Origin of the sequence: Methylocystis sp. JR02, assembly GCF_030063565.1 — a bacterium.
Taxonomy (GTDB): domain Bacteria; phylum Pseudomonadota; class Alphaproteobacteria; order Rhizobiales; family Beijerinckiaceae; genus Methylocystis; species Methylocystis iwaonis.
Genome location: NZ_JASIRC010000001.1, coordinates 1,095,359 through 1,121,988, shown reverse-complemented (window position 1 = coordinate 1,121,988; position 26,630 = coordinate 1,095,359). Strand labels below are relative to the sequence as shown.

The window sequence follows — 26,630 nt, the reverse complement described above, 5'->3', positions numbered from 1 at the left end:
GACGATCCTTGAACGACGCGCCGCTTCAGACGCATTTTGCTTCGCCCTTATATCGCCTCTTCGGGGGCTGGCTCCAAATCTTGAGCGTTTCCATGGCCTTGTTTTCGGGGGGCGCCGAGGCGGCGCAAAAGCGGGTTCTGGCCTTCGGCGACAGCCTGACCGCCGGCTTCGGGCTCCCTGCCGGGGATTCGCTGCCCGCGCAGTTGAAAAAGCGTCTTCAGGCCGACGGCTACGACGTGGACGTCATTAATGCCGGCGTTTCCGGCGACACGACCGCCACAGGCCTCGCGCGCCTCGACTATACGCTCGCCGCCGGTCCCGTGGACGTCGCAATCTTGGAGCTTGGCGCCAATGACATGCTGCGCGGCGCGTCCCCCCAGGAAGCCCGGGCCAATCTTTCGAAGATCATCGAAAGTTTTCAGTCGAAAGGCGCCACTGTCATTTTGGCGGCCATGGTCTCGAGCAACAATTGGGGGCAAGCTTACCGACAGGAATTCGATTCGATCTATCCCGACCTCGCCGCCAAATATGGAGTGACGATGGTTCCGTTTTTCATGGAAGGGATCTGGGGCGAGCCCAAGCTGCTGCTCGGCGACGGCTTGCATCCCAACCCGGCGGGCGTCGCCAAGGTCGTGACGAAAATAGCCCCTTATGTCGAAAAGGTTCTCGCGTCCCCGGACGCGAAGGCGCAGTCGCGCGCGCAATAGCGCGGGATGTTCACAGCATCGAGGAGGAGCGCATGCCTAGACTCTTTACGGCCCTGGAAGTTCCTCCCCACATCGCTGACAGTCTGGCGCGGCTGCGCGGGGGCGTCTCCGGCGCGCGCTGGATCGACGTCGAGAACTACCACATCACGCTACGCTTCCTCGGCGACGTCGACGACCGCTTCGCCCATGATGTGGCCAATGCGCTGTCCTTCATCCGCCGGCCGGAGGTCGAGGTGACGATCGATCAGCTCGTCTCTTTCGGCGGCGGTAAGCCGCGCGCCATCGTGGCGCGCGTGCGGCCGGACCCGGCGGTGTTGGAGATGCAGGCCGAGCAGGAGAGGCTGATGCGCCGCCTCGGCGCGCCGCCGGAGCCGCGCAAGTTTTCGCCGCATGTGACGCTGGCGCGGCTGCGCGGGTCGAACGCCGCCTCCGTTGCGGCCTATCTCGGCGCGCGCGGCTATTTCCCACCACTGCGGTTCACGGCTGAGCGCTTCGTGCTCTACTCGTCGCGCGATTCGGTGGGCGGCGGACCTTACGTCGTCGAAGCGGAATATCCGCTTTATGAGGCGCGACCGGCGCTGACGGGGGCGGGAGGGTTATAGGCAAGCAGATAGAGAAACGGGCGTTCCGGGCGGATCGGTTCCTGGAACGCCCTTTTGCGCGCGCTTATTGCACCATGCGCGCGGTCGAGCCCGTGTTGCCTGTGATATTCGCCGAGTCGGGTGAGATCCACGCGGGGACCCAGGTCATCGCGACAATGACGAAGGCGACAAATCCGGCGATGTAGATCAGGACTTTTCCGACTTCGCCGGTATGGACGTTAACAGCCATGTTTCCCTCCCTTTAGTTGATTGTTTGCGAATTCCGCCTGTCGACGAGGGAGCGACGGCCGGCTCCCAAGGCCTCGCGGGAGGCCGGCCGTCGCTCGCCAACAAGGCAACAGGGGGAACGCCGTCTCGTTGACGCCAGCAGGTTGAGCGAGAAAACGTCCAAGCAAAAGGACCACAGACGCGCAAACAGATGGGCAATTTATTTGGATCTATCAGATTTATACTGGCTGGATTCAAGACGAGAACTGGTCTTACGAAAGTGGAGGGATTTGGCTGGTCCTTGCGCCGGCCGCGGCGCCGCTGGACATTCATTCGCCTCTGCGCATTCCCAACCCCGGCAAAATGCCCTAATCAGGCGCCATGTCGCCTCATCAGCCGTCGCCGCGGCCCTCCGCGCCGCTCCTTTTCGTCAACGCCCGCTTGATCGACCCCGCCAGGGGGAGCGAGACGCGCGGCGGGCTGCTCGCCGTGGATGGCCGCATCGCCGATCTTGGGCCGGCGTTGACCGCGCAAAACGCCCCCGACGGCGCCCGAGTGATTGACTGCGCGGGCGATGTGCTCGCCCCCGGCCTCATCGACATGCAGGCCTTCGTCGGCGAGCCCGGCGCCGAGCACCGCGAAACCATCGCCAGCGCCACGCTCTCCGCCGCCGCCGGCGGCGTGACAACGCTTGTCGCCACAAGCGCCACTTTTCCCGCCGTCGACGATCCGGCGGTGGTCGATTTCGTCCTGCGCCGCGCGCGCGACACGGGGCGCGTTCGCGTGCTGCCCATGGCGGCGCTCACCAAGGGTCGCGAGGGCAAGGAGATCGCTGAGCTGGGCCTGCTGCAGCAGGCGGGCGCCGTGGCCTTTTTCGATGGCGCGCGCTCGGTCAAAAACGCCCTCGTCATGCGTCGCGCCATGAGCTATGCGCGCGACTTCGGCGCGCTGGTGGTGCATTTCCCCCAGGACCCGGACCTTGCCGGCGGCGTGATGAACGAGGGCGATTTCGCTCTGCGCCTCGGCCTTGCGGGCGTGCCGCGCGAAGCTGAGGCGCTCATGCTCGATCGCGATCTGCGGCTCGTCGCGCTCACCGGCGCGCGCTATCACGCCGCTATCGTCACGACGACGCTGTCGCTCGACGCGCTGCGCGCCGCCAAGGCGGCGGGGCTTCCCGTCACCTGCGGCGTGACGATCAACCACCTCACGCTCAATGAAAACGACATTGGCGATTATCGAACCTTCCTGAAGCTGCGCCCGCCGCTGCGTCTCGAGGACGAACGCAAAGCGCTGGTCGCCGCGCTCGCCGAGGGGCTGATCGACGTCGTCGTCTCCGACCACGATCCGCAGGACGTCGAGATGAAGCGCCTGCCGTTCGCGGAAGCCGAGTTCGGCGCCATCGGCACGCAAACCATGCTCCCGGCCGGCTTGAGGCTCGTCCATTCCGGCGATATTTCGCTTCCCAAGCTCCTTGCCGCCATGTCGTCGCGCCCTGCGGAAATCCTTGGATTGGAGCAGGGTCGTCTGCAAAAGGGCGCGCCGGCCGATCTCATCCGCTTCGACCCGGACGAGCCCTTCGTCGTCGATCCGGAAAAGCTCCATTCGCGCTGCCGCAACACGCCCTTCGACGGCGCCTTGTTGCAGGGCGCGCCAAAGACCACTGTGGTCGCTGGTGAGATCGTCTACGAGCGCGCCTCATGAGTCGCACCGCCCTCTATTCCGGCACTTTCGATCCGCTGACCAACGGTCATCTGGACATTCTCCGCCAGGGCGTCGCGCTTTTCGACAAGGTCGTCGTCGCCATCGGCGTGCATCCGGGCAAGGCGCCTTGGCTCACTTTCGAAGAGCGGGCCGAAACGATCCGGACGGTCGCCGCCTTGGAGCGTTTCGGCGAGAAGGTTGCGGTCGCAAGCTTCGACGGCCTCGTGGTCGAGGCCGCCAAAGAGCAGGGCGCATGCGCGATCCTGCGCGGATTGCGCGACGGCTCGGATTTCGACTATGAAATGCAAATGGCGGGGATGAACGGGACGCTCGCGCCCGGCATTCGCACGGTTTTCCTGCCGGCCTCGCCAGGGCTCCGCCACATCAGCGGCACCCTCGTGCGCCAGATCGCGGCGCTCGGCGGCGACGTGTCGGCCTTCGCGCCGGCCGCTTCCGTCGAGGCCCTGAAACGCGCCATCACAAGGCGCGAAAAAACCAAGGCCTAAAGGGAGGCTTTTTCCATGAAACTTACCCGCCGCCTGCTGCTCGCTACCGTGGCTTTTTCGGCCGCGCTGGGAACCGCTTCGATCGTCCGCGCGGAAGACGAGCTTCTTTACCTCGACACCAAGGACGGACGCGTCACCATCAAGCTGCGCCCTGATTTGGCGCCCAAGCACGTCGAGCGCATCAAGCGCCTCGCCAAGGAACACTTCTATGACGGGATCGTCTTTCACCGCGTGATCGACGGCTTCATGGCTCAGGCCGGCGACCCCGAGGGCACGGGCATGGGCAGCTCCCGCTATCCCGATCTCAAGGCCGAGTTCAGCGATCTGCCGTTCAAGCGCGGCACGGTCGCCATGGCCCGCCAGCCCGGCGACAAGGACTCCGCCAATTCGCAATTCTTCATCTGCTACGCCGACGCGCCGCAGCTCCAGGGCAAATATACGATCTGGGGCGAGGTGATCTCGGGCATGGACGTCGTCGACAAGATCAAAAAGGGCGACAAATCCAACAATGGCATGGTCGTTGCCCCGGACAAGATCGTGAAGATGCGCGCCGCGGGCGACGAAAGCTAATCAAGGTGAAAAGCCCTCTTGCTGAGGAGCCGCCGTAGGCGGCGTTTCGAAGCAGGAGGGCGTTTACGCAACGGCTCCCTCGCCCTTCGAGACGCGGCTCCGCCGCTCCTCAGGGTGAGGGAGCCTTTCTCTAAGGAAAACGAGAATGACTGAAGCCGCCGACACCATGACGCTGGAGACCACCAAGGGCCCGGTCGTCATCAAACTCCGCCCCGATCTCGCGCCCAAGCATGTCGAGCGCATCAAGAAGCTCGTTTCCGAGGGCTTCTATGACGGGATCGTCTTCCATCGCGTGATCGAGGGCTTCATGGCCCAGACCGGCTGCCCGCGCGGCACCGGCACGGGCGGTTCGCAATATCCGAACCTCGAAGCCGAGTTCAATGACGCGCCGCATGTGCGCGGAACCTGCTCCATGGCGCGCGCGTCGCACCCCGATACGGCCAATTCGCAGTTCTTCATCTGCTTCACCGACGCCCGCTTCCTCGATCGCCAATATACGGTGTGGGGCGAGGTGATCTCCGGCATGGAGAATGTCGACAAGATCAAGCGCGGCGAGCCGGTGAAGGATCCCGACAAGATCATCAAGGCGACGCTGGGCGGCTGAGTTCCACACAGTCCGCTGACAAAGGCGGCCTCGTCCTTCGGGACGCGAGCGTCGCTCGCTCCTCAGGATGAGGCCGAAGTATTTTGGCGCAGATGCAGAAGCCCCTCATGCTGAGGAGCCTGCGCAGCAGGCGTCTCGAAGCGCGAGGGGCGTCAACCGGGCTCTTAGCAGCGAAAGAGCCCCCGGCGGTCTTCGACCACCGACCTCCCGGCAAGCGGAGGATGGCGCGCGCCTCGCCTGCCGCCCGTTTGATCGAGCAACAAACATGCGCGTCGATCTCTTCGACTTCGAACTTCCGCAAGACCGCATCGCGCTGCGCCCCGTCGAGCCGCGCGATGGCGCACGCATGCTCGTCGTTCCGCCCTCAGGCTCTTTAGAAGACCGGATCGTGCGCGACCTTCTCTCCTATTTGCGGCCCGGCGACGCTCTCGTCATCAACGACACGCGCGTCATTCACGCGCGGCTTTCCGGAAAGCGCATTCGCGGGGAATTGAGTGCGGGCGTCGAGGCGACGCTGATCGAGCGGCGCGACGCATCACGCTGGCGCGCGCTCATGCGCCCGGCAAAGAAGCTCGTCGTCGGCGACGAAATCCGCTTCTCTCGTCATTGCGCGCGAAGCGAAGCAATAGAGAGCGCCATCCCGGCTCTGGATTGCGTCGTCGCTGACGCTCCTCGCAATGATGAGGCTGCGTCCCTTGAGGCGCACGTCGAGGCGAAGGGCGCGGAAGGCGAGATCACTCTGAGTTTCGCCCTCTCTGGCCCCGCTCTCGACGCAGCAATCGAAGCCTTCGGCGAAATGCCTTTGCCGCCTTACATCGCCGGCAAGCGGGCGGCGGATGAGCGCGACGAGACGGACTATCAAACGGTTTTCGCGCGCGAGGCGGGCGCCGTCGCCGCGCCGACGGCGGGGCTGCATTTCACGCCGGCGCTTCTTTCAAAGATAGAAGCGATGGGCGTGACGCTGCACCGGGTTACGCTCCATGTCGGAGCCGGCACCTTTTTGCCTGTGAAGGCGGATGACACCGACGCGCATAAGATGCACGAGGAATTCGCCCGCATCGACGCGGCGACCGCCGACGCGTTGAACGCTGCGCGCAGCAGGGGCGGCCGCATCATCGCTGTTGGCACGACGGCTTTGCGCACGCTTGAAAGCGCCGCAGGCGCGGAGGGACAAATCCTCCCTTACGCCGCGCGTACAAGCATCTTCATCACGCCAGGCTATAAATTCCGCGCGACGGATATGCTGCTCACCAATTTTCATTTGCCGCGCTCGACGCTCTTCATGCTGGTCTGCGCCTTTTGCGGCGTCGATCGTATGAAAGCCGCCTATGTGCATGCCATTGCCAACGGCTATCGCTTCTATTCTTACGGCGACGCCAGCCTTCTCTATCGCGCCGACCGATGAGCGAGGCGCGCGACTTGAGGCTGATTGCGCAATGGCGGGACGATCCCACCGAGGCGCGAATGACCGTCGATCTGCGGGTCGAAGATTTACGCGTCGCGTCAGCATGGGATGTCTTCGGCGCCTTTGATCTCGACGGAGCCGCGCCGCTCCCCTTCATCCTGCGACGCGACGGCCGCATCGACTTTGGTAAAAGCATCGACTCGTGGCGCACCGATTTACGGAAGACGGAAATAAGAGTGGGCGCAATCTTCTCGGTGTGGTTCAACGAGATGGATTACGGACAGTATAAAATCGTCAAGCTCGCCGAACTCGGCGCCAAGGAACGAAAATGAGCGATGACTTCTCCTTCGCCGTGCAGGCGACAGACGGCGCGGCGCGCAAGGGTGAGATTTTTACGCCGCGCGGAACAATCCGCACGCCCGCCTTTATGCCTGTCGGAACGGCGGCGACGGTGAAAGCCATGTTTCCGCAGGACGTGCGCGCGACCGGCGCGGATATTCTGCTCGGCAATGTCTATCATCTGATGCTGCGGCCCGGCGCGGAGCGGGTCGCCAAGCTCGGCGGTCTGCACGAATTCATGCGATGGCCTTATCCGATCCTGACGGATTCGGGCGGCTTTCAAGTCATGTCGCTCGCCAAGCTGCGCAAGCTCGATGAAAGCGGCGTCACTTTCCAATCGCATATCGACGGTTCACGCCACCATCTATCGCCCGAGCGCTCGATGGAAATCCAGCAATTGCTGGGCTCGGACATTCAGATGCAATTCGACGAATGCGTTCGTCTGCCATGCTCCGACGAAGAGGCGGAACGCGCGATGCGCCTGTCGCTGCGCTGGGCCGAGCGCTCTCGCAAAGCTTTTCGCGAGCAGCCGGGCAGGGCGATCTTCGGCATCGTTCAAGGCGGCGCAAACAAAGCTTTGCGCGTCGAAAGCGCCCGGGCGCTCGCCGATATGGATTTCCACGGCTTGGCGGTCGGCGGCCTGGCGGTCGGAGAGCCGCAAGAGGTCATGCTCGACATGCTGGAGACGACCGTTCCGCATCTCCCGGCCGGAAAGCCCCGTTACCTCATGGGCGTCGGCACGCCGGACGACATTATGCAGGCGGTCGCGCGCGGGATCGACATGTTCGATTGCGTGATGCCCACGCGCGCCGGCCGCCATGGCCTCGCTTATACGCGCTTCGGAAAAATCAACATCAAGAACTCCCGCCATGCGGAAGACACGCGCCCGCTCGATCCCGACTCCTCGTGCCCCGCCGCGCGCGATTACTCGCGCGCCTATCTGCACCATCTCGTAAAGGCTGGGGAAATCTTGGGAATGATGCTGCTGACCCAGGCCAATGTGGCATATTATCAGCAGTTGATGGTCGGATTGCGCGCCGCGATCGTCGAGGGCCGGCTTTCCGATTTCATTGCCGAGACCCGCGCGCAATGGGCCGAGGGCGAGGGGTCGCATCTCGCACCCTAGAGCGCATTCGAATCTACGCGCTTTATGGAGCGCGTAATAATTGAGGAGGGAGCGAGTGGAGCCTATCGCGGGCACTTACTACGAGGCGCTCACCCGCCTCCTTCTGACCGGCGGCTTCCGAGCGCACGCCGACCGCTCGGCGCCCAAGGCCCAGTCCAGCGCCGCCGTCCCTCCCGCGCCAGCGCGCAAAGCGCCGACCATTGCGGCTGCGCCGCGCCGCGTCGCCAAGGATGCCGCGCCGAGCGCTTCGCTTCGCCGCACGAATCGACAGCTCAGTTTCGAGCTCTCCTCTGTGGAGGAGGAAATAACTCACCCGGGCCGCATTCTCGCGCAACATCTCTTCGACCTCGGATTGACGGCGTCCGATCTTGCCAGAGACATCGGCGTGCCGGTCAATCGCGTGACAGCCATTCTCAACGGCCAGCGCGGCGTCACCGCCGACACGGCGCTGCGCTTTGGTCATTGGTTTGGAGTCGATCCGGAACAATGGCTGGATTTGCAGTTGCAATATGAGCTAGCCCTTGCGCGCGCCGAGCTTGGCGCCGAGATCAAGGGGCGCCCCCGGCTTGCCGATCGCATCGCGTAAATCCGCGCGCCCGGCGGCGGAGAGCGATTTCCTCACGGCGCTGCGCGCATTCGACGCTTTCGGCGCGCCCACGCAGGTGGTGGAAGAGTACGGTATTACGTATTACGTAAACGAGTATTGGGCGGCCGCGCAGCGCTCGGCGCATTCGCTCCACGAGATCAGCTACCGCGCCTGCTTCAAGCCGCAGCTTCCGGCTTTTTTCATCGAGCGGCTGACAAAACCCGGCGACGTGGTTTGCGATCCTTTCATGGGGCGCGGCACGACGCCGCTTCAAGCGGCTTTGCTGGGCCGCCGCGCGGTCGGTTCCGACGCTAATCCGCTCTCCCTGATGTTGACGCGCCCGCGACTGCGCCCGCCCGTGATCGAGGATGTGGTTGCGCGCCTTGCCGAGGCGCCGCTGGACGCCGGCCAGATCGAGCGAGACGATCTTCTTGCCTTCTACCATCCGGAGACGTTGCGGCAGATCTGCGCCTTGCGCGCCTGGCTCATCGCGCGCCTGCCGCCGGAGGTCGCGCCTGATCCGGTCGATGACTGGATCAGAATGGTCGCGCTCAACCGCCTGACGGGCCACTCGCCGGGCTTTTTTTCCGTCTACACCATGCCTCCTAATCAGGCTGTGAGCGTGAAGGCGCAGTTGAAGATCAACGAACGCCGTGCGCAAAGGCCGCCCATGCGCGACGTCGCCGCCTTGATTTCGAGAAAGTCGCGGTCGCTTCTGGCCGATGGCGCTCCGCCGCCCGGACCTGCGGCAATTCTCGCCGTGACCGACGCGGCGAAGCTTGCACATTTGCAGGACGCTTGCGTCGATCTGGTCGTGACGTCGCCGCCCTTTCTCAATGTCGTCGATTACCGGGGGGACAATTGGCTGCGCAATTGGTTCGCCGGCGTCGAAGCGGATCAAATCGCTTTGTCGCAATTGCGCAGCCTCGAGGCCTGGACGCGCATGACGCGCGCCGTTTTCGAAGAGCTCGCGCGCGTCGTCAGGCCTGGCGGCCATGTCGCCTATGAAGTCGGCGAGGTACGTGGCGGCGCGGTGCTGCTCGAGCGTCTCGTTTGGGAAGCCATGGAAGGCCTGCCTTTCGAAAGGCTGTGCGTTATGGTCAATCGCCAGCGTTTCACCAAGACCAGCAATTGCTGGGGCGTCGCCAACAACAGCAAAGGCGTCAACAGCAACCGCATCGTTGTGGCCCGGCGCATTTAGCGCCGTATATCCTCCCCGCTTGATCGATACGAGATCCGCTCGATTGGTTCGGCGCGATCCCCGACGCTCGCGCCATTTGGACACACAGGGTATCACCGCCGTCATTGCGAGAAGGCGAAGCCGACGAAGCAATCCAGGGCCGCATCGCCGCCCTGGATTGCTTCGCTTCGCTCGCAATGACGGGCGCTGGTTTTGCTCTGGATACCCGATCGCTCGCTTAAGCGAGCGTCGGGAATGGCGCCGGTCCAATTAATCGAATCTCGTATTAATCACTCATTAATCCTAGCAACCTCCGAGACGCTTTTTTAAAGACAAGATTCACGCGCGAAGCCTAGCAAGATGAGAACAGCCCGAGCGCGGCCCGGGCTGCTCTTGCCTGATAGGAAATCAAACATGCAGGGCGACCCACTTTCGAGCGATTTGGACGAGCTCTTCGCGTCGACGCTCGCGTCGTCACACGAATTTCGCTCCTGGTTCCTCAGCCGAACTAAATTTGCGCGGCTTTGGCCCCTCGTTCGGTTGCTTCAGGCGGAGCAGCAGGAGGCTCAGGGGCCGGACCCCTGGTGGCGCAACTGGCGTTCGGAATCCACCGGGCGCGTCTCCACCAAAATGCTTTTCATCTTCGAAGTGGAGCAGACAAAGCTGCGCTTTGCGCTGCACGCCGAAAGAGCGATGCGCGCGGAGGAGCTGGCGGCTTTCGAAAGGGGCTCGCACCGCGCTGTGGCGAAGGCGATGATGAACCAGGAGTGCTTCCAGAATTACATGGATTTCGAGACGGTGCTGCTCGCGCCACAGGCGCTCATCGTCGGCGACGCCCGCACGCTGAATTTCGACCGTCGCATTCCTTTCGAGACGGTTGCAGGCTTTCTCCCCGGATTCGGTCAGCTCGGTCAGGCGGCTGCGTAGTTTTACCCTGCGCGTAAAAGCTTGATCGCTTCATCCCGCTCGAAAAGATAGAGCAGGGCGCGTAGCGCCTCGCCGCGTTCGCTCGTCAGTTCTGGGTCGCGTCTCAGAATGATCTCGGCGTCGTCTCGCGCAATGGCGAGGAGGCGAGCGTGGGCGGTGAGATCGGCGAGACGAAAGCCTGGCAGGCCGGCCTGCCGCGTGCCGAGCAATTCACCTTCGCCACGGAGCCGTAAATCTTCTTCCGCGATACGGAATCCGTCTTCCGTCTGACGTAAAACCATCAGGCGCGCCTTTGCAGCTTCGCTCAGCGGGCCCTTGTAGAGCAGAAGGCAGCTCGATTTGCCCGAACCGCGGCCGACTCGCCCGCGGAGCTGATGCAATTGCGCAAGGCCGAAGCGCTCGGCGTGTTCGATCACCATGATCGTCGCTTCGGGCACGTCGACACCGACCTCCACCACTGTCGTGGCGACGAGCAGGCGCGTGTCGCCGCGCTGGAAAGCCTCCATGGCCACGTCTTTTTCAGGCCCTTTCATTTGTCCGTGGAGGAGACCGACGGCGTCGCCGAAATAATGACGCAGATCGGCGGCGCGGGCTTCGACGGCGGCGAGATCGAGGTCTTCATTCTCCTCCACAAGCGGGCATACCCAATAGGCGCGGGCGCCTTCGGCCAGCGCGCGCTGAAGGCCTGCGACGACTTCGCCGATGCGGGACGCGGGCAGAGCGCGGGTGGAGATCGGCGTGCGGCCCGGCGGCTTTTCGTCGAGGGCCGAGGAGTCCATGTCGCCGAACGCCGTGAGCGCCAGCGTGCGCGGAATGGGCGTCGCGGTCATCACCAGCACATCGACCGCCGCGCCCTTGGCGCCGAGCGCAAGCCTCTGCTGCACGCCGAACCGATGCTGCTCGTCGACGACGGCAAGGCCGAGATCGTGGAAGGCGAGATCGCTCTGCACCAGCGCGTGCGTGCCGACAACGACGTCGATCTCGCCGCCCGCAATGGCGGCATGGGCCGCGGCGCGTTCGCTCTGCTTCAAGCGTCCGGTGAGAAGCTTCACGCGCACGCCCACAGGCTCCATGAGCGGCGCAAGGCGTTCGTAATGCTGGCGCGCCAGGATTTCGGTCGGCGCCATCAAGGCCGCCTGTCGCCCACATTCGACGACGCTCGCCATGGCGAGGGCCGCGACAACCGTCTTGCCGGAGCCGACGTCGCCCTGGACAAGCCGCAGCATGCGCATCTCGGAAGCGAGGTCGGCGCGAATATCGGCGAGCGCGCGTTGCTGCGCGCCGGTGAGGCGGAAGGGAAGGGCGGCCTCGATTGCGTGCGAGATGCGCCCGTCGCCTTTGTTCTCCCGGCCCGGCAGACGGCGCATTTTCGCGCGCATGAGCCGCAACGCGAGCTGGCTTGCGAGCAATTCGTCGAGCGCCAGGCGCTGGCGCGCCGGATGCTGCGGCGACAAAGCCGTGGGGCTGTCCGGACGATGCGCCGTGCGCAGGGCGTCGGCGAAGGCAGGGAGCTTATTGGCGGCGAGCACGGTTGGCTCCTGCCATTCGGGCAGCGCAGGAAGGCGCGCCAACGCCTCTTCCGTCGCCCTCGTAACAAAGCGCGCCTGCAACCCTTCGGTCAGTCCATAAACCGCTTCATAGGGCGGCAATTTGGCGAGGCCGGCCTCGTCGAGCACGCGGTCTGGGTGCACCATCTGGCGGCGGCCGTCGTAAAGCTCGATGCGGCCCGAGATCCAGCGCGTTGCTCCCAGCGGCAGGCTGCGTTCGATCCAGTCGGCGTTGGCCAGAAAGAAGACGAGCTCCACATCGCCCGTGTCGTCCTCGACGAGCACTCGATACGGCTGCTTGGCGTAGCGCCCCTGCGGCCGGCGATGCGCGACGACGCGCGCCTGGATGACCACCATGGTCTCCAGAGGCGCCTCGGCGATGGTCGGGCGCTGGCTGCGGTCGATGATGTTCGTGGGCAGATGGAACAGAATATCGACAAGGCGCGCCTGCTGGCCGGGTCTGGCCAACAGACGATCGAAAAGCGGCGCGGTCTTCGGACCGACGCCGGGAAGGGCTGCAATGCGGCCAAAGAGCGGAGCGAGGATATCGGGGCGCATGGGGCGGGCAGTTTATCCACCGGCGGCCATTTGTCATGTTGCCGCCGTCATCGGCATGTTTTAACTTTCGTATTAACGACGTTTGTTAATACGAGAGTTCGAACGTGACTGAGAAAAATGGCGAAGCCTTCGGCGCTCTCAAGGTCATCCGTATCGGCAATTCCCTCGGCGTGGTGCTGCCGCGCGAGATCGTCGCCGATCTCGCGGTCGAAAAAGGCGACCGGCTGTATCTGACGCGCTCGCCCGAGGGCTATCGAATCACGAAGAGCGATCCGGATTTCGAACGCCGCGCAGCGCTGGCGCGGCGCATCATCAGCCAGCGTCACAATGCGCTGCGCCAGCTCGCAAAATGAGCGCCTGGCGCTTTCTCGACCGCAATATTGCGCTGGCGATTCACGAGGAGGCGCTTGCGGCGCATGGCGGCGCCGTCGGCGTTATCAGTGAAGCCGCGCTGACGAACGCAATCATGCGCCCGAAAGACACTGCGCGAAAGGAGGCGGGGTGCGACGCCGCGCGCCTTGCAGCGGCCAACGCCGCCGGTTTCATCCGCTGCCATCCTTTCGTCGACGGCAAAAAGCGCGTCGCGCTCGTGGCGATGGAGCTATTTCTTGTGGATAATGGCTTTGAGCTGACGGCGAGCGACGAGGAATGTTTCGTTCTGGTCTCGCAATTCGCCAATCGCGAGATCGACGAAATGACTTTGGCGGCCTGGATTCGGGAGAATTGTCGGGCGCAGAATGGGGAGGCGTGATCGGCGAAACACGGAAGCGGCAATGCCGGCGGCCCCTCGGTCAGGCGCATGACGCCATCGGAGGTCAAAGCTCCGAATTCGGGTTAACGAGCAGGGGCGTTCCGGCATCATAGCCGCGCTTGTCGCGGCCATTCATGCCTTACCGACGCGAAAAGCTCGAGAATATGAGCGGGAGCAACGCCGCTTCTACTCCCCGCGCGTGGCAATGTCCTCGCGTGGATGCTCGCGACAAGCGTGGGCATGACGCGGCGACATCGGGTTTGTTAACCTGGATTTCCGAGCCCTGATAGGAGAGCCAAAGGGCTCGCCATTCGAAAGTTGCTCCCGTAATCTGCGGTCGTTATCTGACCACCCAACTCCCTTTTCGGAAAGAAGATAGATGAGACGCTTGTTCATATTCGTTCTGATTGGTTTCCTGCTCCCTGCGGCAGCCCTTGCGCGCGCAAGGCATGCTGGCCATGGGGCCGCAGCGTCTAGCGGCGCCAGTGAGCAGCAAACGACGTGCCTTTGGAGCATCGCAGAGTCGATCCGAGATCATACGCCGCGGGCGACAGGACTTGGGCCTGGAACTGCTCAAGTGGAATTTCGCGTAAATCCCGGCGGAAGCATTACGGTCGTCGCCGCTTCCGGCTCAACGCCTGTGCATACGTCCGTCGCGCAACTCATCATTGCGTCGTCTCGCGGGCCAGAAAGCTGTGGCGCCGCTTCGGTTGGACAGAGTTTTTCATTTCACTGACCACCCAGTGGCTAGGCGCTTTTCCGCTCGCATGGAATCATGCGCGCGATGAGAAATCGCGCAGTTTCAAAAAGCTGGAGCGCAATCCTTCCGCAAAAATGTATCAACTTTTGCGGGATGCGCTCTCGGCGGCGACGGCAAAGAGCGCGTCGGTTTATTTCACCTCCTCGTCGTGGGCCCGCGCTTCTCCGGCGTTTTTAAACGCGTAATGCCACCATTCGCGCGGATAATGCTCGAAGCCGTGGCGTTTCATCAGCGCGACCAGCGCGTCGCGATGCGCGCGGGCGTCTCCGGCGACTTTGGATTTCGTCCAGGAGCGCGGATCGAAGAAATCGAAGGGCGTGCCGAAATTCCAGCCGACGACGCCGAGATCGACGGCGAGGCCGGTCGAATGGGTGGATTGCGCGGCGATATAGCCTTGCGCAAAAAGCTGGCTTTTGTCGAGATTCGGATAATAGGCGGGCTTGGTTTGCTGGTCGGCGTTGCGCGACCAGTCGACGAATGAGGCGACGGCGCGCATGGGCCGGTAGCAGTCATAGACGACGAGAGAAAAGCCCTGGGCCTTCGCGTCGGCCTGCGCGGCGGCAAGCGCCCTGGCGGCCTCGGCGCGCAGCCAGCATTGCGGTGCGCGATAGCCGGGAACGGGATGGCCGGTGAAATTATCCGACCCCGCATAGCGCATGTCCTGCGCAATGTCTGGCGCAACCTCCGCGAGGGGCGCGAAGCCGGGCGGCGGCTCGGCGCGGGCGGTCGTGGCGGCGAGGGCGAGGAGGCAGGCGAAAGGGGCGGTCTTGTTCATCGGAAGCTCTCATGCGCCCGCGCAAAGGCGCGCGGGGCGATCATAGCCGATTGCGCAGATCGAGGAGGCCCGAGACTGATACGAGTTCCGCTTGATTGGTTCGGCGCCATTCCCGTTTGAACAGCGCGCATCGCGCGCGTGTCCAGAGCCACAAGAGCGCTTGCTTTGCCCAGAGCCCGTCATTGCGAGCGAAGCGAAGCAATCCAGGGCGGGCGATGCGGCCCTGGATTGCTTCGTCGGCTCCGCCTCCTCGCAATGACGGCGGTGATTCCCTGTGTGCGGCTCGGCTGGGGCTATCGGGAGTTCATCAGTTGCTATTGAAGGCCCGTCGTTGCGAGGACCGTCAGCGACGAAGCAACCTAGAGCCGGGATGGGGCTCTGGATTGCTTCGCTTCGCTCGCAATGACGTTTGGCAGAGGTCGTGGGTGGTTTAAGCCTTCGGCTTGTCCGCGCCGCCATGCGCGGCCGACCACGCGATGGGATCGGCGATGAAGGCCTCGATCTCTTTCAGCGTATGCTCGGGGAAATAGCCGTGCTCCCGCGCTACCGCCAGCACGTCGCGCCAGGTGGCGAGATAATGCAGCTCGACGCCGAGCTTGCCCATATCGTCCCGGGCGCCGGCGAAGATGTCGTAGAAGAAAAACACGAACACATGCTCGCAGCGCTGCCCGGCGTCGCGCAGCGCCTGCACGAAATCCTTCTTGGAGCCGCCGTCGGTGGCGAGATCCTCGACCAGCAGAGCGCGGCCGTTCTCGTGAAGATCGCCCTCGATGCGGGCGTTGCGGCCGAAGCCCTTGGGCTTCTTGCGGACATATTGCATCGGCAGCATCAGGCTGTCGGACACCCAGGCGGCGAAGGGAATGCCCGCCGTCTCGCCGCCCGCCACCACGTCGAGGGATTCATAGCCGATGTCGCGCTCGATCGTGCGCGCGGCGAATTCCGTCAGGCGGCGGCGCAGGCGCGGGAAGCTGATGACCTTGCGCATGTCGATATAGACCGGCGACGCCCATCCTGCCGTGGTGATGAAAGGCTTCTCGACATTGACGAGCACGGCCTGCACCTCGATGAGCGCCTTGGCGGTTTCCTGGGCGTAGAATTGACGGTCGTTGGACATGGCGCGGCTAGGTCTCCTTGGTGTTTCGCTGAGCGTCAGGCGTAGAGCAATCATGGGGTGGGGCGCATGGCCCGCATGCACACACACATCTTCACGTCGCCGCCCTCGTCATGGCCGGGCTTGTCCCGGCCATCCACGCCATGCAGCGATAGCTGATGCGGGGCATTCATCGTCATCGGAATGTTTGCGTCGGTGCGAGCATCCCAAGCTCTACATTAACTTTATCCATAGCGAATAACGCGTCCTGTTCGGCTGCGCCCCTCGGCGTGGGTGGCCGGGACAAGCCCGGCCATGACGGCCCCGAGATGTGTGACTCCTTCGGCCCGTAAAGGGGAGAGGGGGGCCCGGCCATTTTCCTGGCGCCCCGCCTATAGCCTATTTCGCGTCCGGCCGCTCGGCCGTCTGGCCGAAAAGAATCTCGCGCTCCAGCGCGGAGAAATCCGGGCCTTTGCGCTCATAGGGCGCGCCGGCTGCATAGGCGCGGACGACCGCCGGCCGGGTCTTGATCGATTCGAACCAGCGCTTGAGATGGGGGAAGTCGTCCAGATCCTGGCCCTGGTCGGCGTGCGGCACGATCCAGGGATAGCAGGCGATGTCCGCGATCGAATAGTCGCCGGCGACATAGGGCGATTTGGCGAGCTCGCGATCCAGCACGCCATAGAGGCGGTTGGTCTCGTTGCGGTAGCGCTCGATGGCGTAGGGGATACGCGCCGGCGCATATTTGGCGAAGTGGTGGTTTTGCCCCGCCATCGGGCCGAGCCCGCCAACCTGCCAGAACAGCCATTGCAGGGCGCGCATGCGTTCGCGCAGGTCCGTAGGAAGCAGCCGGCCGGTCTTCTCGGCGAGATAGAGAAGGATCGCTCCGGACTCGAACAGCGTGACCTCGGGCCCGCCGTCGGCAGGCGTCCGGTCGATGATCGCCGGCATGCGGTTGTTGGGCGAAATGGCCAGAAACTCTGGCTTGAACTGATCGCCTTTGCCGATGTCCACCGGCTTGATGCGATAGGCCAGACCCGTCTCCTCCAGGAAGATCGTGATCTTATGGCCGTTCGGGGTAGGCCAGTAATAGAGGTCGATCATAGGAGACTCCTTGCCGCATCCACCTTTTATTTCCTTTTCGAGCGCTAGCCTGTCGTGAATTTCCACGGGCTCAAGCACTGCGATGACCAAAATTCTTACAGAATGGCGCCCCGATCAGATGACGGCGTTCGGCCGAAAACCGATGCTGTTGCGGCACAGGCTGGCGGACCACCCGCTGTTCTCCGACGCGGCGCTGGAGCGTCTGATCGAAGCGACGCCCCGCGAGCGATTCCACGTAAATACCATAGCCCGCGAGGAAACCGACCCACGCAAATGGCGTGAGGGCGACATGTCCGGGCTCTCCGGACGCGAGGTGATGGCGGCGGTGGCGCGGGGAAATATCTGGGTTCACCTTCAGCGCGTGCACGAAGCCTTTGAAACCTACGACGATTTTCTGGGAGACCTGTTCGCCGACATCGAGGGCCATGTGCCCGGCTTTCGCAGCTACAAGCGCTCGATGAGCGTGCTGATTTCGTCCCCGAACATGAATGTCGCCCTGCACGCCGACGTTCCCGGCCAGAGTCTTTGGCAGGTGAGGGGCAAGAAGCGCGTCTGGGTCTATCCGCCGCGCGCGCCCTATCTGCCGCAAAACAAGATCGAGAATATCGTCCTTGGGCGCGCGGCCGACACGGACCTTCCCTATGACCCGGCATATGAGGCGGGCGCCGAAACTTTCGAACTTCTGCCGGGCGACTGGACGACGTGGCCCCGTAACGCCCCGCACCGCGTTCGCAACGCCGATTGCGTCAATGTCTCGTTCACGACGGAGCATTGGACGAATGAGCTGCGCGACGGCTATGTCGTCGATTACGCCAACGCTCTGTTGAGGCCGCTCCTTGGCGGCCGCGATCTTTCTCGCGCGACGACCGGCCCGGATTTTTGGGGCAAGCTTGCTTTGACGGCCGCGCATAAGGGCTGGCGCAAACTTGCCGGCCGCACAGTTGCGCCTCTGACGATCGACTTCCGGGTCGATCCTGCGGCTGAGATGGGCTTTCGCGACGTCGCGCCGTATCAGGTGATGAAATGAGCGCATCGGCCGCCTCGTCCTATCGCCTGGAGCGCGTCGAGACGCTCGAGGCCATCGACGCGCTCGCCGCCGAATGGGCGGAGCTGGAAAACGCTACGCCCGAGGCCACGGGCTTCCAAAGCTTCATCTGGTGCCGCAACTGGCTCGCCGTCGCTGGAGCAAGCATCCGGCCCCGCATCCTCTGCCTGCGCGAGAGCGGGCGGCTCGTGATGTTGCTGCCGCTGCAGATCGAAACGCGCTTCGGCGTTTCCATCGCGCGTTGGATGGGCGAACCCATGACTCAATATGGCGATGCGCTGGCGCGCGCCGAGGCGGGACGGATGCATTGGCGCAAGCTCGCGGAAGCGGAGATGATGCGCTGGCGCGACGTCGATCTCTTCGCTCTGACGCGGCTGCGCACTGGCGCCGTCATGGCAGATGGAACGCGGGCCGGCGAATCTTTTTCGGCGCCCTATGTCGATTTGCGTCTCGCAACGGCGCGACGACATAAGAGCATCGAGCGTCGCGTGAAGCGCCTCGAAGCCAATGGGCCGCTCGCGCTCGCTCAGGCCGAGACGCCCGCGAAGCGCGAGAGTCTCGCGCGCCACGCGCTTGCGCTCAAGCGCGGCTGGCTCGCCGCCAGGGGCGCCTATAGCGCCGGTCTCTCCAATCCATTTGCGGAGGATTTCATCGCGGCGCTGGCGCGAGACGGCTTCCTGCAAGTCAACGCGCTGCGCGTGGGCGGCGAGATTTGCGCGATGGATTTGGGATTTATTGGCGGCGGCGCCTACCGTTCCTTCCTCGGTTGTTTCGATGAGCGCTTTGCGGAAGGATCGCCGGGCCAGGCGCTGACGAGCCGCCTCGTCGCGCGTTGCGCGCAAGAGGGGCTCGTCGCCTATGACATGTTGCTGCCCGCCGACGCCTATAAGCTTGGCTGGGCCACCGGCGAGATGGAAATCGGGGCGCGTTTCGTCGCGCGGACATTGAGCGGCGCCCTGGCGGCCTTCGCGCTCGCCCGGCTGCGTCCTTTCGTCAAACGCGTGCTTCGCGCCGCCGGGCCGTCGTTCGCCCGCGTAAAAGGCGCGTTCTCCTTCGGGCGCCAGGGCGCTAGATTGTCTGTGTCGAGGCCAAAGGAGACAACGACATGATCGTCAGGCTGGCGAAGATCGCGATCGCCTTTTCGGCTGGCGTCCTGATCCTTCTCGTTGCTTTCGACAATCTCTTGGACTACGGCCCGAATTTCGAGGTCGTGCAGCACATCCTTTCGATGGATATGATCCCGGCGAGCCCTCTCAAATGGCGCGCGATCTCGAGTCCGGCGCTGCATCACATCTGCTATCTTCTCATTATCGCGACCGAATTTGTTTCCGCCGGGCTCACGCTCTGGGGCGCGTGGATTCTCTGGAAAGCGCGGGCAGGGCGGGCGGCGGCTTTCAACAACGCCAAAAGCCTGGCGCTTGCCGGCCTTTGCGTCGGTTTCCTGCTCTATTTCTTCGGTTTCATGGCGATCGGCGAATGGTTCCAGATGTGGCGCGCCGGCGTCTACAACATGCATGAGCCGGCGTTTCGTTTCATCGGCAGCATTGGGGTTGCGATGATCTTCCTTGCGCTGGCCGATATGGAATTGAGCTAGAGGCGCGCTAACTTCCTTCCGCTTGGCGCGTGGAAGCTGATGAGCGAAGAGAAAACGGCCTTTGTCCTGGCGGGCGGCGGCAGCCTCGGCTGCATCCAGGTCGGCATGCTGAGAGCGCTGCTGGCCGCAGGTGTCCATCCGGACTTCGTCGTCGGCTCGTCGGTCGGCGCCCTGAACGCCTGTTACTTTGCCGCCTATCCGGATGCGGAGGGCGTCGAGTCGCTTGCCAAAATCTGGGCGTCGGTGCGGCGCAGAGACATCTTCCCTTTCACACTCGCGACGGCCTTGTCGGTCATCAAGCGGCGCGACTCGCTGATCGATCCTTCTCCTCTGCGACGACTTGTCGAGAAGGCTTTGCCGTACAGCCTCTTGGAGGAGGCCAAGCTGCCCGTGTGCCTCGTGGCGACCGACATGCAAGGGGTCGCGGTTCCCTTGTCGCGCGGCAAGGCCGTCGAAGCCATCATGGCGAGCGCGGCCGTCCCGGGCGTCTATCCGACCGTCGACATCGACGGCGCGCCTTTGATGGACGGCGCAGTCGCCGCCAATACGCCGGTCCGCGCCGCCGCGTCGCTTGGCGCGACAAAGATATTTATCCTGCCGACCGGCTACGCCTGCGATCTGCAAGGCCCGCCGTCGGGCGCCGTCGCGCGTGCGCTCCACGCCATCACGCTGCTGATTGCCTGGCAGTTGAGCCGCGACATCGAACGTCTGTCGGAGACCGTGGAGCTGCATATGGCGCCCGCGCTCTGCCCGCTCGACGTCTCTCCTTACGATTTCTCGCAGTCGGAACGGCTGATGACGCGCGCGACTCTCTCGACGCAAAAATGGATCGAAGGCGGCGGTCTCACTTTGCGCGCGGCCTCGTCGCAGCTCGCGCCGCATCACCACCGGCATTAGCGCGCTGGAAGCGTGCTAGCGATGCTTCAGTCGGTTCGCTTACGACATATTCTCAATTCTGCTAATCTCAAAACATGTCTAAGAGCAAACGGGATTCGATTGCCTTCCAGAATGCTGCAGAATTGAGCGAGTGGTTGATGGGCCATCATCAGTGCAGCAGTGAGGTTTGGGTGCAAATCTTCAAGAAGGGGGCCGGCAAGCAGTCGGTGACGTGGACAGACTGCGTGATCGAAGCAATTCGCTTTGGCTGGATCGATGGACAGAAGCTGCCGCTGGATGAGGCGTCGTTTCTGCAACGCCTAACGCCTCGAAAACAGAAATCAAACTGGTCCGCCAAGAACCGCGAACATGCGACGCGGCTCATCGCAGAGGGGCGGATGACGCCTGCGGGCCTCGCTCATGTCGAGGCTGCAAAGGCTGATGGTCGGTGGGACAGCGGCTACGAAGGATCAGCCTCCATGACCATCCCGCAAGACTTTCTGGATGCTCTGGAGGTGATGCCGGCCGCCAAGGCCCTCTACCAGACGCTGGATCGCAAGAATCTCTATTCGATCTACTATAGGCTTCACACGGCCAAGCGCCCTGAGACGCGCGCCAAGAGGTTGTCGCAAATCCTTGCCCAGCTTGATCGCGGCGAGCGCTTTCACTGAAGCGGAGCCGATCAGGTCCAAAACGCGATGGCGGCTGCGAGCGCGCGCCTGAGGGGAAGAAGTTGGCGGTGAACTTGTCGAAGCGGGTAGCTACGCGGCGGAATTCTCCGCTGCTCTTGGGGCGCTGATATGGTTGGCTCGAGTGCGGAGGTTATCATGCGCTTTCTTGCGTCCTTGGCTGTCTGTCTCGTGTCGGCGGCGCTTCCTCTTTTGGCGGCCTCCAGCGCCGACGCCGGCTTTCGCGGGCGCGTCCCGCGCGCGCATGGTCCGACTGTCCTCGGCCCCTGGCTCGAGGAGGGTTGGGATCGGGAGGATTGGTCGCGCGCGCCTGCCGTTCGGGATTGGGGGCTTTCGGCGCCTTGGGATGTCGATCCCGTCGCCGGCTATCCGATGAGCGCGGCGGAGTATCCGTGGGGCTATACGACGCCCTTCGCGCGCGTCGGGCGCCGGTGCGTCGCGAGCGAGATCAACGCCAGCCCCGGCGGCGACCTCGTGCGTTATCAGCGGGTCCGCCCCTCGCATTATTGCAGGTGAGGGGAGAGCTGCGCTTTTGGCGCCTTTCGGACATGAGCGAGCAACATTGGAGTCATGAGCGCGACAAGGCGGCAGCTTAAGAATGGACCGCGCGCCTTCAGGCGCGCATTCGCGGCGGCGAGCCTGAAGGCTCGCGGTCCAAGGGCTCGACGCCGCGCACCCCCAAGTGTCCACGGCAGCGGCGCCGAGCCTGGGCCCCCGGCGCGAAGCGTGCTTGTTTCGCGGCGGGGGTCGCTCCCGTATCTTGCCGCGCACGGCAAGGCGTTTGCTAGGGAGCCATTCGTTCGTGCGCATTCCGGCCGCAAGGAAGCATGCGGGCGGAAAGCAAGGGCCCCGCTCCGATGAAACCCCAATCCCAGCCTCCAAATTCGGCAGATTTCATCCAGACTGATCCTGGGCTGGGCGTTCTGCGCATGGCGACGCTCTTTGCGGAATCGCAGACCGATCCCGACGACGAAGCGCTGAGCCTCATGTCCGCTCAGGTAGAGGCGGGGGCTCTGGCCGGCGTGGAGGCGTCCCACATATGGCCGGAGCTGGTTCGCGGGATGATGTGCCAATCCCCTTCCAGAATGATCGGGGCTTTGCGCGAGTGCGGCGCGCTTTATCAGATACTTCCTGAGGTGGCCGCAATTTTCGGCGTTCCGCAACTGTCGGACGAGCCGGCGCAGGTCGATCTCGGCGAGCATATGTTGCAGGCGCTCGACGAGGCGGCCCTCAGGAATGCGTCCTTGCCGGTGCGTTTCGCTCTACTGCTGATGAATATCGGCAAGTCCGATTCCCCGCGTGAGCATCTTCCGGTCCATTACAAGCATGTCGAACGCGGACGCCCACGCATCGAGGCGCTCTGTGCGCGCTTCGAAGCGCCTGAGGACTGCAAGGAGCTGGCGCTTGTGGCGCTGGCCGAATGCGAACGCGTGCATCGCGTCTCGAAAATGCGCGCCGGGCCCGTCGCGGCGATGCTCGAACGCCTCGGGGCCTTTGATGCGCCGGAGCGGTTCCGCCAGCTCATGACGGTGTGCGCTTGCGACTTTTGCGCCCATCCGGGCCGCTCGGGCCAAGTCTATCAGAAATCGGCCTTGCTCGACATTGCGTTCGAAGCCTGCACTGACGCCGACCACGCCGCTGAAGACCAAACAATGGCGCGCGCCGAGGCGATTGCGCGGGCGTTTCGTTCTTTACGTTGGTCCGACGCTTAAAGCGGCGCGCCCGGCGGCGTCGACGCGCCGGGGCCGAGCGAGCGCTGCATGATCACCGAGTCTGTCCAGCGGCCATATTTGAAGCCGACCGACGAGAGATAGCCCGCCTGCACGAAGCCGCAGGCCTTGTGGAGCCTCAGCGAGGCTTCGTTCGCCGCGTCGATATAACCGATAAGCTGGCGGTAGCCCGCCGCCGCGCAAGCGTCGATCAGCGCCGGTAGCAAAAGGCGGCCGACGCCGCGATGCAAATGGCTCGGGTCGACATAGATCGAGTGCTTGACGACATAGCGATAGGCCGGCCGCTTCCGAAACGGCACGGCATAGGCGTAACCGATCACGGCGCCGTCGAGCTCCGCGACGAGATGGGGCAGGCGATGCTTGCCCATATTCTTCCGACGCCGCTTGAGGTCGTCTTTCTGCGGCGTGTCGTAGAGCGGCGCCTCGGACGGATCGAGCCCCTTGCGGATGTGATGCAGATAGATCGCCAGCATGGCGTCGACGTCGTCGTCGCGCGAGGGCCTTACGACGATCGCCGAACGCTCGGCCTCTGCAATCGCGGTTCTCTCCGACTCCAGTGTCATACCATTTCCGTTTGCATAGCTCGCATTGGCGCGTGTCATTCCCGATCGCTCGCTCAAGCGAGCGTCGGGAATAACACTGAACCCATCAAGCCGATCCCGTATTATTCGCTCACGACATAGGTGTAGAGACGCAGCCTGCCTTGTGCGTCGATTTCCTTATAGAGCCCCTGAATTTCGTAGTCGAAGCCGGGGAATTGATTGGCGCTGCGCTCGAACATTTTCAGATAGTTCAACATGGGCCGCGCTTTGTCGCCGAGGCGCTCGCCGGGAACGATGGTGGCGATGCCCGGCGGGTAGATGACCCAGAGCGTCGTCGCGACCCGCCCCTCGATTTCATCGAGCGTCAGATAATCGACGTTGTTGCGCACGAGATGCAGATAGGCCTCGCGCGGCGTCATCGCCATGTCGGGCAGATGCTCGCGCGCAAATTGCGCGCGCTGCAAAGCGCTGACGCCCGCTTCCTTGAAGAAGCGATGCATATCGCCGCAGAGATCGCGCAGCCGCGCGCCCTTGTAGCGGCCCGGCCGCCGCGCGACGAATTCCGGAATGACGTCCTGCAAAATCGCATTGTCGTCGTGCAGCCGCTTGAATGCGACGAGCGCGGAAACGAGCGTGCCGGCCTTGCTCGACTCGACGCCCGGCGTCAGCAGGAAGAGGAGCGAGTTGAGATCGTTCTTCTCCGGCACGATGCGGTTCTCGCGCAAATATTGCGCGACGATCGGGGCCGGGACGCCATGATCCTCATAGGCGCCCGTGCTGCGATCGAATCCTGGCGTGAGCAAGGTAAGCTTGCAGGGATCGGTGATCGCAAAGCCCGGCGCCATGTCCTGGAAACCATGCCAGCCCGCGCCCGGCGCAAGCTCCCAAAAGGCGGCGTTGCGCGAGAGCTGTTCGGTGGAGACCATTTCCCAGCCGACTTGATGCGCGCCGGTTTCGCGCGCGGCGTCGGGAATGGAAACCTTGTCGGGAACGAAGGGATCGAAGAACCAGCGCCGCGCCGGGTCTTTCTCCTTGTCCTCGAATTCACGGCGCACGGCGCGCAGCTTCTTGCGCAACTCGACGCCGAGACGAACGGTGTCGTCCCACAGAACTTCGCCGGAGCGGCCTTTCATCATCTGCGCGCCGACATCGAGCGAGGCGAACAGCGGATAGAAGGGCGAGGTCGAGGCGTGCTGCATGAAGCCTTCGTTGAAGCGCTTGTGCTCGACGCGGCGCCTCTGGCCCTTGATATGCCGATCGCGCACATGAATCTGCGACGCCTGCGAGAAGCTCGCGAGCTGCTTATGCGTGGATTGGGTGGCGACGACGCCGGGAGAAGCCTCGTTGAGATTTTTGAGCCCCATGGCGAAGCGCCGCTCGTAAAGCGGGTGGAATTTCATGAAGCCCGCCCAGGCCTCGTCGAAGAGGATGTAGTCGCACAAATGGCCGATCTTCTTCACGATCCATTCGGCGTCATAGATTGTGCCGTCATAGGTGCATTGTTCGATCACCGCGACGCGGAAGGGCCGCTCCTTGCGCCAGGCGTCCTTGTCCTTGACGAGCGGATTATCGCGAATGCGCGCGCGCAGCGTCTCTTCGTCGAAGGCTTTGTGGTCGATGGGGCCGATCAGGCCGAAGGCGTTGCGCGTGGTGGGGAGAAAGATCGGCACGCCGCCGCTCAAGAGCAACGCGCCATGATGCGCGGCCTTGTGATTGTTGCGGTCGAAGAGCACGAGATCGCCTTCGGCCACGAGATTGGTGAGGACGACCTTGTTCGATGTGGACGTGCCGTTGAGCACGAAATAGGTCTTCTCCGCCCCGAAGATTTCGGCCGCCGCCTTCTGCGCCTTGAGCGCCGGGCCTTCGTGGGTGAGGAGGTCTCCGAGCTCGACGACGGAATTGTCCAGATCGTCGCGGAACACGGCTTCGCCGAGATGCTCCATGAAGATGCGGCCGATCGGGCTGCGGCTGTAGAAAATGCCGCCATTATGGCCGGGGCAGGTCCAGAGCTGATTGCCTTCTTCCGCGTAATCGACAATGGCGCCGAAGAAAGGCGTTTTCAGCGTGTCGGCATATTGCTTGAGCCGCGAGACGAGGTTCTTGGCGATGAACTCCGGCGTCTCCTCCGCCAGGAACACATAGCCGTCGATGAAGTCGAGCACCTCGACGGGAATATCCTCGAAACGCTTGCGGCGGATGAGCAGGACGATCGGCATATCGAGGCCGCGCTTACGCATCAGATCGATGAGCGAGGCGGTCTTGCCCTCTATCCCCCTCTTGCCCCAGTCGACGACAAGGCATCCGATCGCGGCGTCCGTCTGCACGACGATCTCGGCGTCCTCCAATCGCCGCGCCCGGACGACCTGAAAGCCCATGCGCTCGATGGCCGCGATGATCTGATTGACGCGCAGGCCTTCGAGGTCGTCTGCCTCGAAATTGGGCGCGGAGAAGAGGAAGGTGAAGCGCTGGGAAAAGTCCATCCAATGCCGTCCATTCGGAAAGCGCGCGTTAAGCTGAGCCGCGCTGTCGACGGTTCGCAGACACTTCTTGCGTGACGCAATCGTGACAGTGCGCGCCGTTAGCTTGTCAGACGGGAAGACGCTAGGCCAACATGCGTTAATTATCGGGGAAGGCGAGATCTGCCGCGCTTTCGTAAAACGCCGACTGTCCTATAACATTTGCGACAGCGTCGGACGGTGCGGGCGACGAACGGCAGTATTTGCGCTCGTCACGAGCGCGTCATGGTCGCGCTTAAATTGGAACGCCTTGGTTTCCGACCGGGAGAAGCTTCATGAAGCCGTGGGGATTTGCGTTAGGCGTGGCGGCCGGCGCCGCAGCGGCGCTCCTGTTCGATCGAGAGGGAAACCGCGTGCGGCCCGTCGCCAAGGCCGCCCTGAAGGCCGCCGTCCTGGCCTTGCACGAAGCGCGTGTGCAGGGCGCGCATTTGATGGAAACGGCCGAGGATCTCTTCGCTGAGGCGAAGGCGGAGGCGGCTTCCGACATATTTGCCGCCACGATGGCGCAGGCCCGCAAGTCGGCCGGCCCGAAGCCCGAGGAAGGCGGGGCCGCCGCCGAAACGACGCCGCAGCCGACCTCGGAAGGGGCGTGA

General features: G+C 63.6%; 29 protein-coding genes. 22 read left to right on the top strand and 7 right to left on the bottom strand.

Annotated features, from left to right (window positions below; translation table 11 throughout):
- The first annotated feature begins 92 nt into the window (after positions 1–92).
- Positions 93–707: an arylesterase gene (locus QNA11_RS05335; RefSeq protein WP_283482227.1), complete on the top strand. Its 615-nt coding sequence runs from the start codon at positions 93–95 to the stop codon at positions 705–707.
- A gap of 32 nt (positions 708–739) precedes the next feature.
- Positions 740–1,309 (top strand): RNA 2',3'-cyclic phosphodiesterase, encoded by a 570-nt coding sequence (gene thpR / locus QNA11_RS05330; RefSeq protein ID WP_283482226.1) that lies wholly within the window; start codon positions 740–742, stop codon positions 1,307–1,309.
- Between the two features lie 64 nt (positions 1,310–1,373).
- On the opposite strand, the gene QNA11_RS05325 is transcribed toward thpR, so the two are convergent.
- Positions 1,374–1,538, bottom strand: coding sequence for a hypothetical protein (locus tag QNA11_RS05325; RefSeq protein ID WP_202071659.1), 165 nt, complete (start codon positions 1,536–1,538; stop codon positions 1,374–1,376).
- Positions 1,539–1,897: 359 nt separating this feature from the next.
- On the opposite strand from QNA11_RS05325, the gene pyrC reads away from it, so the two are divergent.
- The 10 genes from pyrC to QNA11_RS05275 all read left to right on the top strand — a co-directional run bounded on the left by pyrC (position 1,898) and on the right by QNA11_RS05275 (position 10,460).
- On the top strand, positions 1,898–3,217 hold the full coding sequence (gene pyrC / locus QNA11_RS05320) for a dihydroorotase (protein ID WP_283482225.1): 1,320 nt from the start codon (positions 1,898–1,900) through the stop codon (positions 3,215–3,217).
- Positions 3,214–3,723 (top strand): pantetheine-phosphate adenylyltransferase, encoded by a 510-nt coding sequence (coaD, locus tag QNA11_RS05315; protein WP_283482224.1) that lies wholly within the window; start codon positions 3,214–3,216, stop codon positions 3,721–3,723. Before pyrC ends, coaD begins: the two co-directional genes overlap by 4 nt.
- Before the next feature lie 15 nt (positions 3,724–3,738).
- Complete coding sequence (locus QNA11_RS05310) at positions 3,739–4,293, top strand: peptidylprolyl isomerase (protein WP_202071662.1); 555 nt, start codon at positions 3,739–3,741, stop codon at positions 4,291–4,293.
- A 145-nt stretch (positions 4,294–4,438) separates the two neighbouring features.
- Positions 4,439–4,897 (top strand): peptidylprolyl isomerase, encoded by a 459-nt coding sequence (locus QNA11_RS05305; protein WP_283482223.1) that lies wholly within the window; start codon positions 4,439–4,441, stop codon positions 4,895–4,897.
- 265 nt (positions 4,898–5,162) lie between these two features.
- Positions 5,163–6,302, top strand: a complete 1,140-nt coding sequence (queA, locus tag QNA11_RS05300; RefSeq protein ID WP_283482222.1) for a tRNA preQ1(34) S-adenosylmethionine ribosyltransferase-isomerase QueA — start codon at positions 5,163–5,165, stop codon at positions 6,300–6,302.
- Positions 6,299–6,634 carry a hypothetical protein gene (locus QNA11_RS05295; protein WP_283482221.1) on the top strand — a complete coding sequence of 112 codons (336 nt, stop codon included), beginning with the start codon at positions 6,299–6,301 and terminating at the stop codon, positions 6,632–6,634. The genes queA and QNA11_RS05295 overlap by 4 nt, the downstream gene beginning before the upstream one ends.
- Positions 6,631–7,767, top strand: coding sequence for a tRNA guanosine(34) transglycosylase Tgt (gene tgt, locus QNA11_RS05290; protein WP_283482220.1), 1,137 nt, complete (start codon positions 6,631–6,633; stop codon positions 7,765–7,767). Before QNA11_RS05295 ends, tgt begins: the two co-directional genes overlap by 4 nt.
- 55 nt (positions 7,768–7,822) lie before the next feature.
- Positions 7,823–8,353, top strand: coding sequence for a HigA family addiction module antitoxin (locus QNA11_RS20605; RefSeq protein ID WP_349362180.1), 531 nt, complete (start codon positions 7,823–7,825; stop codon positions 8,351–8,353).
- The gene (locus tag QNA11_RS05280; protein WP_283482219.1) at positions 8,334–9,554 is read left to right on the top strand and encodes a DNA methyltransferase; all 1,221 of its coding nucleotides are present in this window, start codon (positions 8,334–8,336) and stop codon (positions 9,552–9,554) included. Before QNA11_RS20605 ends, QNA11_RS05280 begins: the two co-directional genes overlap by 20 nt.
- A 393-nt stretch (positions 9,555–9,947) precedes the next feature.
- Positions 9,948–10,460: a hypothetical protein gene (locus QNA11_RS05275; RefSeq protein ID WP_283482218.1), complete on the top strand. Its 513-nt coding sequence runs from the start codon at positions 9,948–9,950 to the stop codon at positions 10,458–10,460.
- Between the two features lie 2 nt (positions 10,461–10,462).
- On the opposite strand, the gene recG is transcribed toward QNA11_RS05275, so the two are convergent.
- On the bottom strand, positions 10,463–12,565 hold the full coding sequence (gene recG, locus QNA11_RS05270) for an ATP-dependent DNA helicase RecG (RefSeq protein ID WP_283482217.1): 2,103 nt from the start codon (positions 12,563–12,565) through the stop codon (positions 10,463–10,465).
- Between the two features lie 104 nt (positions 12,566–12,669).
- On the opposite strand from recG, the gene QNA11_RS05265 reads away from it, so the two are divergent.
- A complete protein-coding gene (locus QNA11_RS05265) occupies positions 12,670–12,918 on the top strand; it encodes an AbrB/MazE/SpoVT family DNA-binding domain-containing protein (RefSeq protein WP_202071670.1) in 249 nt (82 codons plus the stop codon).
- A complete protein-coding gene (locus tag QNA11_RS05260) occupies positions 12,915–13,316 on the top strand; it encodes a type II toxin-antitoxin system death-on-curing family toxin (protein ID WP_283482216.1) in 402 nt (133 codons plus the stop codon). Before QNA11_RS05265 ends, QNA11_RS05260 begins: the two co-directional genes overlap by 4 nt.
- A gap of 890 nt (positions 13,317–14,206) precedes the next feature.
- On the opposite strand, the gene QNA11_RS05255 is transcribed toward QNA11_RS05260, so the two are convergent.
- From QNA11_RS05255 to QNA11_RS05245, 3 genes are all read right to left on the bottom strand, one after another.
- Positions 14,207–14,851, bottom strand: a complete 645-nt coding sequence (locus tag QNA11_RS05255; protein ID WP_283482215.1) for a M15 family metallopeptidase — start codon at positions 14,849–14,851, stop codon at positions 14,207–14,209.
- A gap of 430 nt (positions 14,852–15,281) precedes the next feature.
- Positions 15,282–15,965 (bottom strand): orotate phosphoribosyltransferase, encoded by a 684-nt coding sequence (locus QNA11_RS05250; RefSeq protein ID WP_283482214.1) that lies wholly within the window; start codon positions 15,963–15,965, stop codon positions 15,282–15,284.
- 375 nt (positions 15,966–16,340) lie between these two features.
- Entirely contained in the window at positions 16,341–17,045 is a 705-nt protein-coding gene (locus QNA11_RS05245) for a glutathione S-transferase N-terminal domain-containing protein (RefSeq protein WP_202071674.1), read from the bottom strand.
- A gap of 82 nt (positions 17,046–17,127) precedes the next feature.
- Here QNA11_RS05245 and QNA11_RS05240 point away from each other — a divergent pair, with 82 nt between their 5' ends.
- The 7 genes from QNA11_RS05240 (at position 17,128) to QNA11_RS05210 (ending at position 22,961) form a co-directional block, all read left to right on the top strand.
- The gene (locus QNA11_RS05240) at positions 17,128–18,072 is read left to right on the top strand and encodes a hypothetical protein (RefSeq protein ID WP_283482213.1); all 945 of its coding nucleotides are present in this window, start codon (positions 17,128–17,130) and stop codon (positions 18,070–18,072) included.
- Entirely contained in the window at positions 18,069–19,199 is a 1,131-nt protein-coding gene (locus QNA11_RS05235) for a GNAT family N-acetyltransferase (RefSeq protein WP_283482212.1), read from the top strand. Before QNA11_RS05240 ends, QNA11_RS05235 begins: the two co-directional genes overlap by 4 nt.
- Positions 19,196–19,684, top strand: coding sequence for a DUF2165 family protein (locus QNA11_RS05230; protein WP_283482211.1), 489 nt, complete (start codon positions 19,196–19,198; stop codon positions 19,682–19,684). The genes QNA11_RS05235 and QNA11_RS05230 overlap by 4 nt, the downstream gene beginning before the upstream one ends.
- Before the next feature lie 39 nt (positions 19,685–19,723).
- Positions 19,724–20,581, top strand: a complete 858-nt coding sequence (locus QNA11_RS05225; RefSeq protein ID WP_283482210.1) for a patatin-like phospholipase family protein — start codon at positions 19,724–19,726, stop codon at positions 20,579–20,581.
- Between the two features lie 74 nt (positions 20,582–20,655).
- Positions 20,656–21,231 (top strand): YdeI/OmpD-associated family protein, encoded by a 576-nt coding sequence (locus QNA11_RS05220; protein WP_330084838.1) that lies wholly within the window; start codon positions 20,656–20,658, stop codon positions 21,229–21,231.
- A gap of 156 nt (positions 21,232–21,387) precedes the next feature.
- Complete coding sequence (locus QNA11_RS05215) at positions 21,388–21,765, top strand: hypothetical protein (protein WP_283482209.1); 378 nt, start codon at positions 21,388–21,390, stop codon at positions 21,763–21,765.
- 413 nt (positions 21,766–22,178) lie between these two features.
- On the top strand, positions 22,179–22,961 hold the full coding sequence (locus tag QNA11_RS05210) for a tRNA nucleotidyltransferase (RefSeq protein ID WP_283482208.1): 783 nt from the start codon (positions 22,179–22,181) through the stop codon (positions 22,959–22,961).
- Here QNA11_RS05210 and QNA11_RS05205 read toward each other — a convergent pair.
- Together QNA11_RS05205 and QNA11_RS05200 are read right to left on the bottom strand one after the other, a co-directional pair.
- Positions 22,958–23,542, bottom strand: coding sequence for a GNAT family N-acetyltransferase (locus QNA11_RS05205; RefSeq protein WP_283482207.1), 585 nt, complete (start codon positions 23,540–23,542; stop codon positions 22,958–22,960). The genes QNA11_RS05210 and QNA11_RS05205 overlap by 4 nt on opposite strands.
- 101 nt (positions 23,543–23,643) lie before the next feature.
- The gene (locus tag QNA11_RS05200) at positions 23,644–26,001 is read right to left on the bottom strand and encodes an Orn/Lys/Arg family decarboxylase (protein WP_283482206.1); all 2,358 of its coding nucleotides are present in this window, start codon (positions 25,999–26,001) and stop codon (positions 23,644–23,646) included.
- A 311-nt stretch (positions 26,002–26,312) separates the two neighbouring features.
- On the opposite strand from QNA11_RS05200, the gene QNA11_RS05195 reads away from it, so the two are divergent.
- A complete protein-coding gene (locus tag QNA11_RS05195) occupies positions 26,313–26,630 on the top strand; it encodes a DUF5132 domain-containing protein (RefSeq protein WP_202071684.1) in 318 nt (105 codons plus the stop codon).

What these genes read in the sequence shown, in the direction of transcription:
- QNA11_RS05335 (WP_283482227.1), top strand. Translation starts at nt 93, where the DNA reads ATGGCCTTGTTTTCGGGGGGCGCCGAGGCGGCGCAAAAGCGGGTTCTG.
- thpR (WP_283482226.1), top strand. Translation starts at nt 740, where the DNA reads ATGCCTAGACTCTTTACGGCCCTGGAAGTTCCTCCCCACATCGCTGAC.
- QNA11_RS05325 (WP_202071659.1), bottom strand. Translation starts at nt 1,538, where the DNA reads ATGGCTGTTAACGTCCATACCGGCGAAGTCGGAAAAGTCCTGATCTAC.
- pyrC (WP_283482225.1), top strand. Translation starts at nt 1,898, where the DNA reads ATGTCGCCTCATCAGCCGTCGCCGCGGCCCTCCGCGCCGCTCCTTTTC.
- coaD (WP_283482224.1), top strand. Translation starts at nt 3,214, where the DNA reads ATGAGTCGCACCGCCCTCTATTCCGGCACTTTCGATCCGCTGACCAAC.
- QNA11_RS05310 (WP_202071662.1), top strand. Translation starts at nt 3,739, where the DNA reads ATGAAACTTACCCGCCGCCTGCTGCTCGCTACCGTGGCTTTTTCGGCC.
- QNA11_RS05305 (WP_283482223.1), top strand. Translation starts at nt 4,439, where the DNA reads ATGACTGAAGCCGCCGACACCATGACGCTGGAGACCACCAAGGGCCCG.
- queA (WP_283482222.1), top strand. Translation starts at nt 5,163, where the DNA reads ATGCGCGTCGATCTCTTCGACTTCGAACTTCCGCAAGACCGCATCGCG.
- QNA11_RS05295 (WP_283482221.1), top strand. Translation starts at nt 6,299, where the DNA reads ATGAGCGAGGCGCGCGACTTGAGGCTGATTGCGCAATGGCGGGACGAT.
- tgt (WP_283482220.1), top strand. Translation starts at nt 6,631, where the DNA reads ATGAGCGATGACTTCTCCTTCGCCGTGCAGGCGACAGACGGCGCGGCG.
- QNA11_RS05275 (WP_283482218.1), top strand. Translation starts at nt 9,948, where the DNA reads ATGCAGGGCGACCCACTTTCGAGCGATTTGGACGAGCTCTTCGCGTCG.
- recG (WP_283482217.1), bottom strand. Translation starts at nt 12,565, where the DNA reads ATGCGCCCCGATATCCTCGCTCCGCTCTTTGGCCGCATTGCAGCCCTT.
- QNA11_RS05260 (WP_283482216.1), top strand. Translation starts at nt 12,915, where the DNA reads ATGAGCGCCTGGCGCTTTCTCGACCGCAATATTGCGCTGGCGATTCAC.
- QNA11_RS05255 (WP_283482215.1), bottom strand. Translation starts at nt 14,851, where the DNA reads ATGAACAAGACCGCCCCTTTCGCCTGCCTCCTCGCCCTCGCCGCCACG.
- QNA11_RS05250 (WP_283482214.1), bottom strand. Translation starts at nt 15,965, where the DNA reads ATGTCCAACGACCGTCAATTCTACGCCCAGGAAACCGCCAAGGCGCTC.
- QNA11_RS05245 (WP_202071674.1), bottom strand. Translation starts at nt 17,045, where the DNA reads ATGATCGACCTCTATTACTGGCCTACCCCGAACGGCCATAAGATCACG.
- QNA11_RS05240 (WP_283482213.1), top strand. Translation starts at nt 17,128, where the DNA reads ATGACCAAAATTCTTACAGAATGGCGCCCCGATCAGATGACGGCGTTC.
- QNA11_RS05235 (WP_283482212.1), top strand. Translation starts at nt 18,069, where the DNA reads ATGAGCGCATCGGCCGCCTCGTCCTATCGCCTGGAGCGCGTCGAGACG.
- QNA11_RS05230 (WP_283482211.1), top strand. Translation starts at nt 19,196, where the DNA reads ATGATCGTCAGGCTGGCGAAGATCGCGATCGCCTTTTCGGCTGGCGTC.
- QNA11_RS05225 (WP_283482210.1), top strand. Translation starts at nt 19,724, where the DNA reads ATGAGCGAAGAGAAAACGGCCTTTGTCCTGGCGGGCGGCGGCAGCCTC.
- QNA11_RS05220 (WP_330084838.1), top strand. Translation starts at nt 20,656, where the DNA reads ATGTCTAAGAGCAAACGGGATTCGATTGCCTTCCAGAATGCTGCAGAA.
- QNA11_RS05215 (WP_283482209.1), top strand. Translation starts at nt 21,388, where the DNA reads ATGCGCTTTCTTGCGTCCTTGGCTGTCTGTCTCGTGTCGGCGGCGCTT.
- QNA11_RS05210 (WP_283482208.1), top strand. Translation starts at nt 22,179, where the DNA reads ATGGCGACGCTCTTTGCGGAATCGCAGACCGATCCCGACGACGAAGCG.
- QNA11_RS05205 (WP_283482207.1), bottom strand. Translation starts at nt 23,542, where the DNA reads ATGACACTGGAGTCGGAGAGAACCGCGATTGCAGAGGCCGAGCGTTCG.
- QNA11_RS05200 (WP_283482206.1), bottom strand. Translation starts at nt 26,001, where the DNA reads ATGGACTTTTCCCAGCGCTTCACCTTCCTCTTCTCCGCGCCCAATTTC.
- QNA11_RS05195 (WP_202071684.1), top strand. Translation starts at nt 26,313, where the DNA reads ATGAAGCCGTGGGGATTTGCGTTAGGCGTGGCGGCCGGCGCCGCAGCG.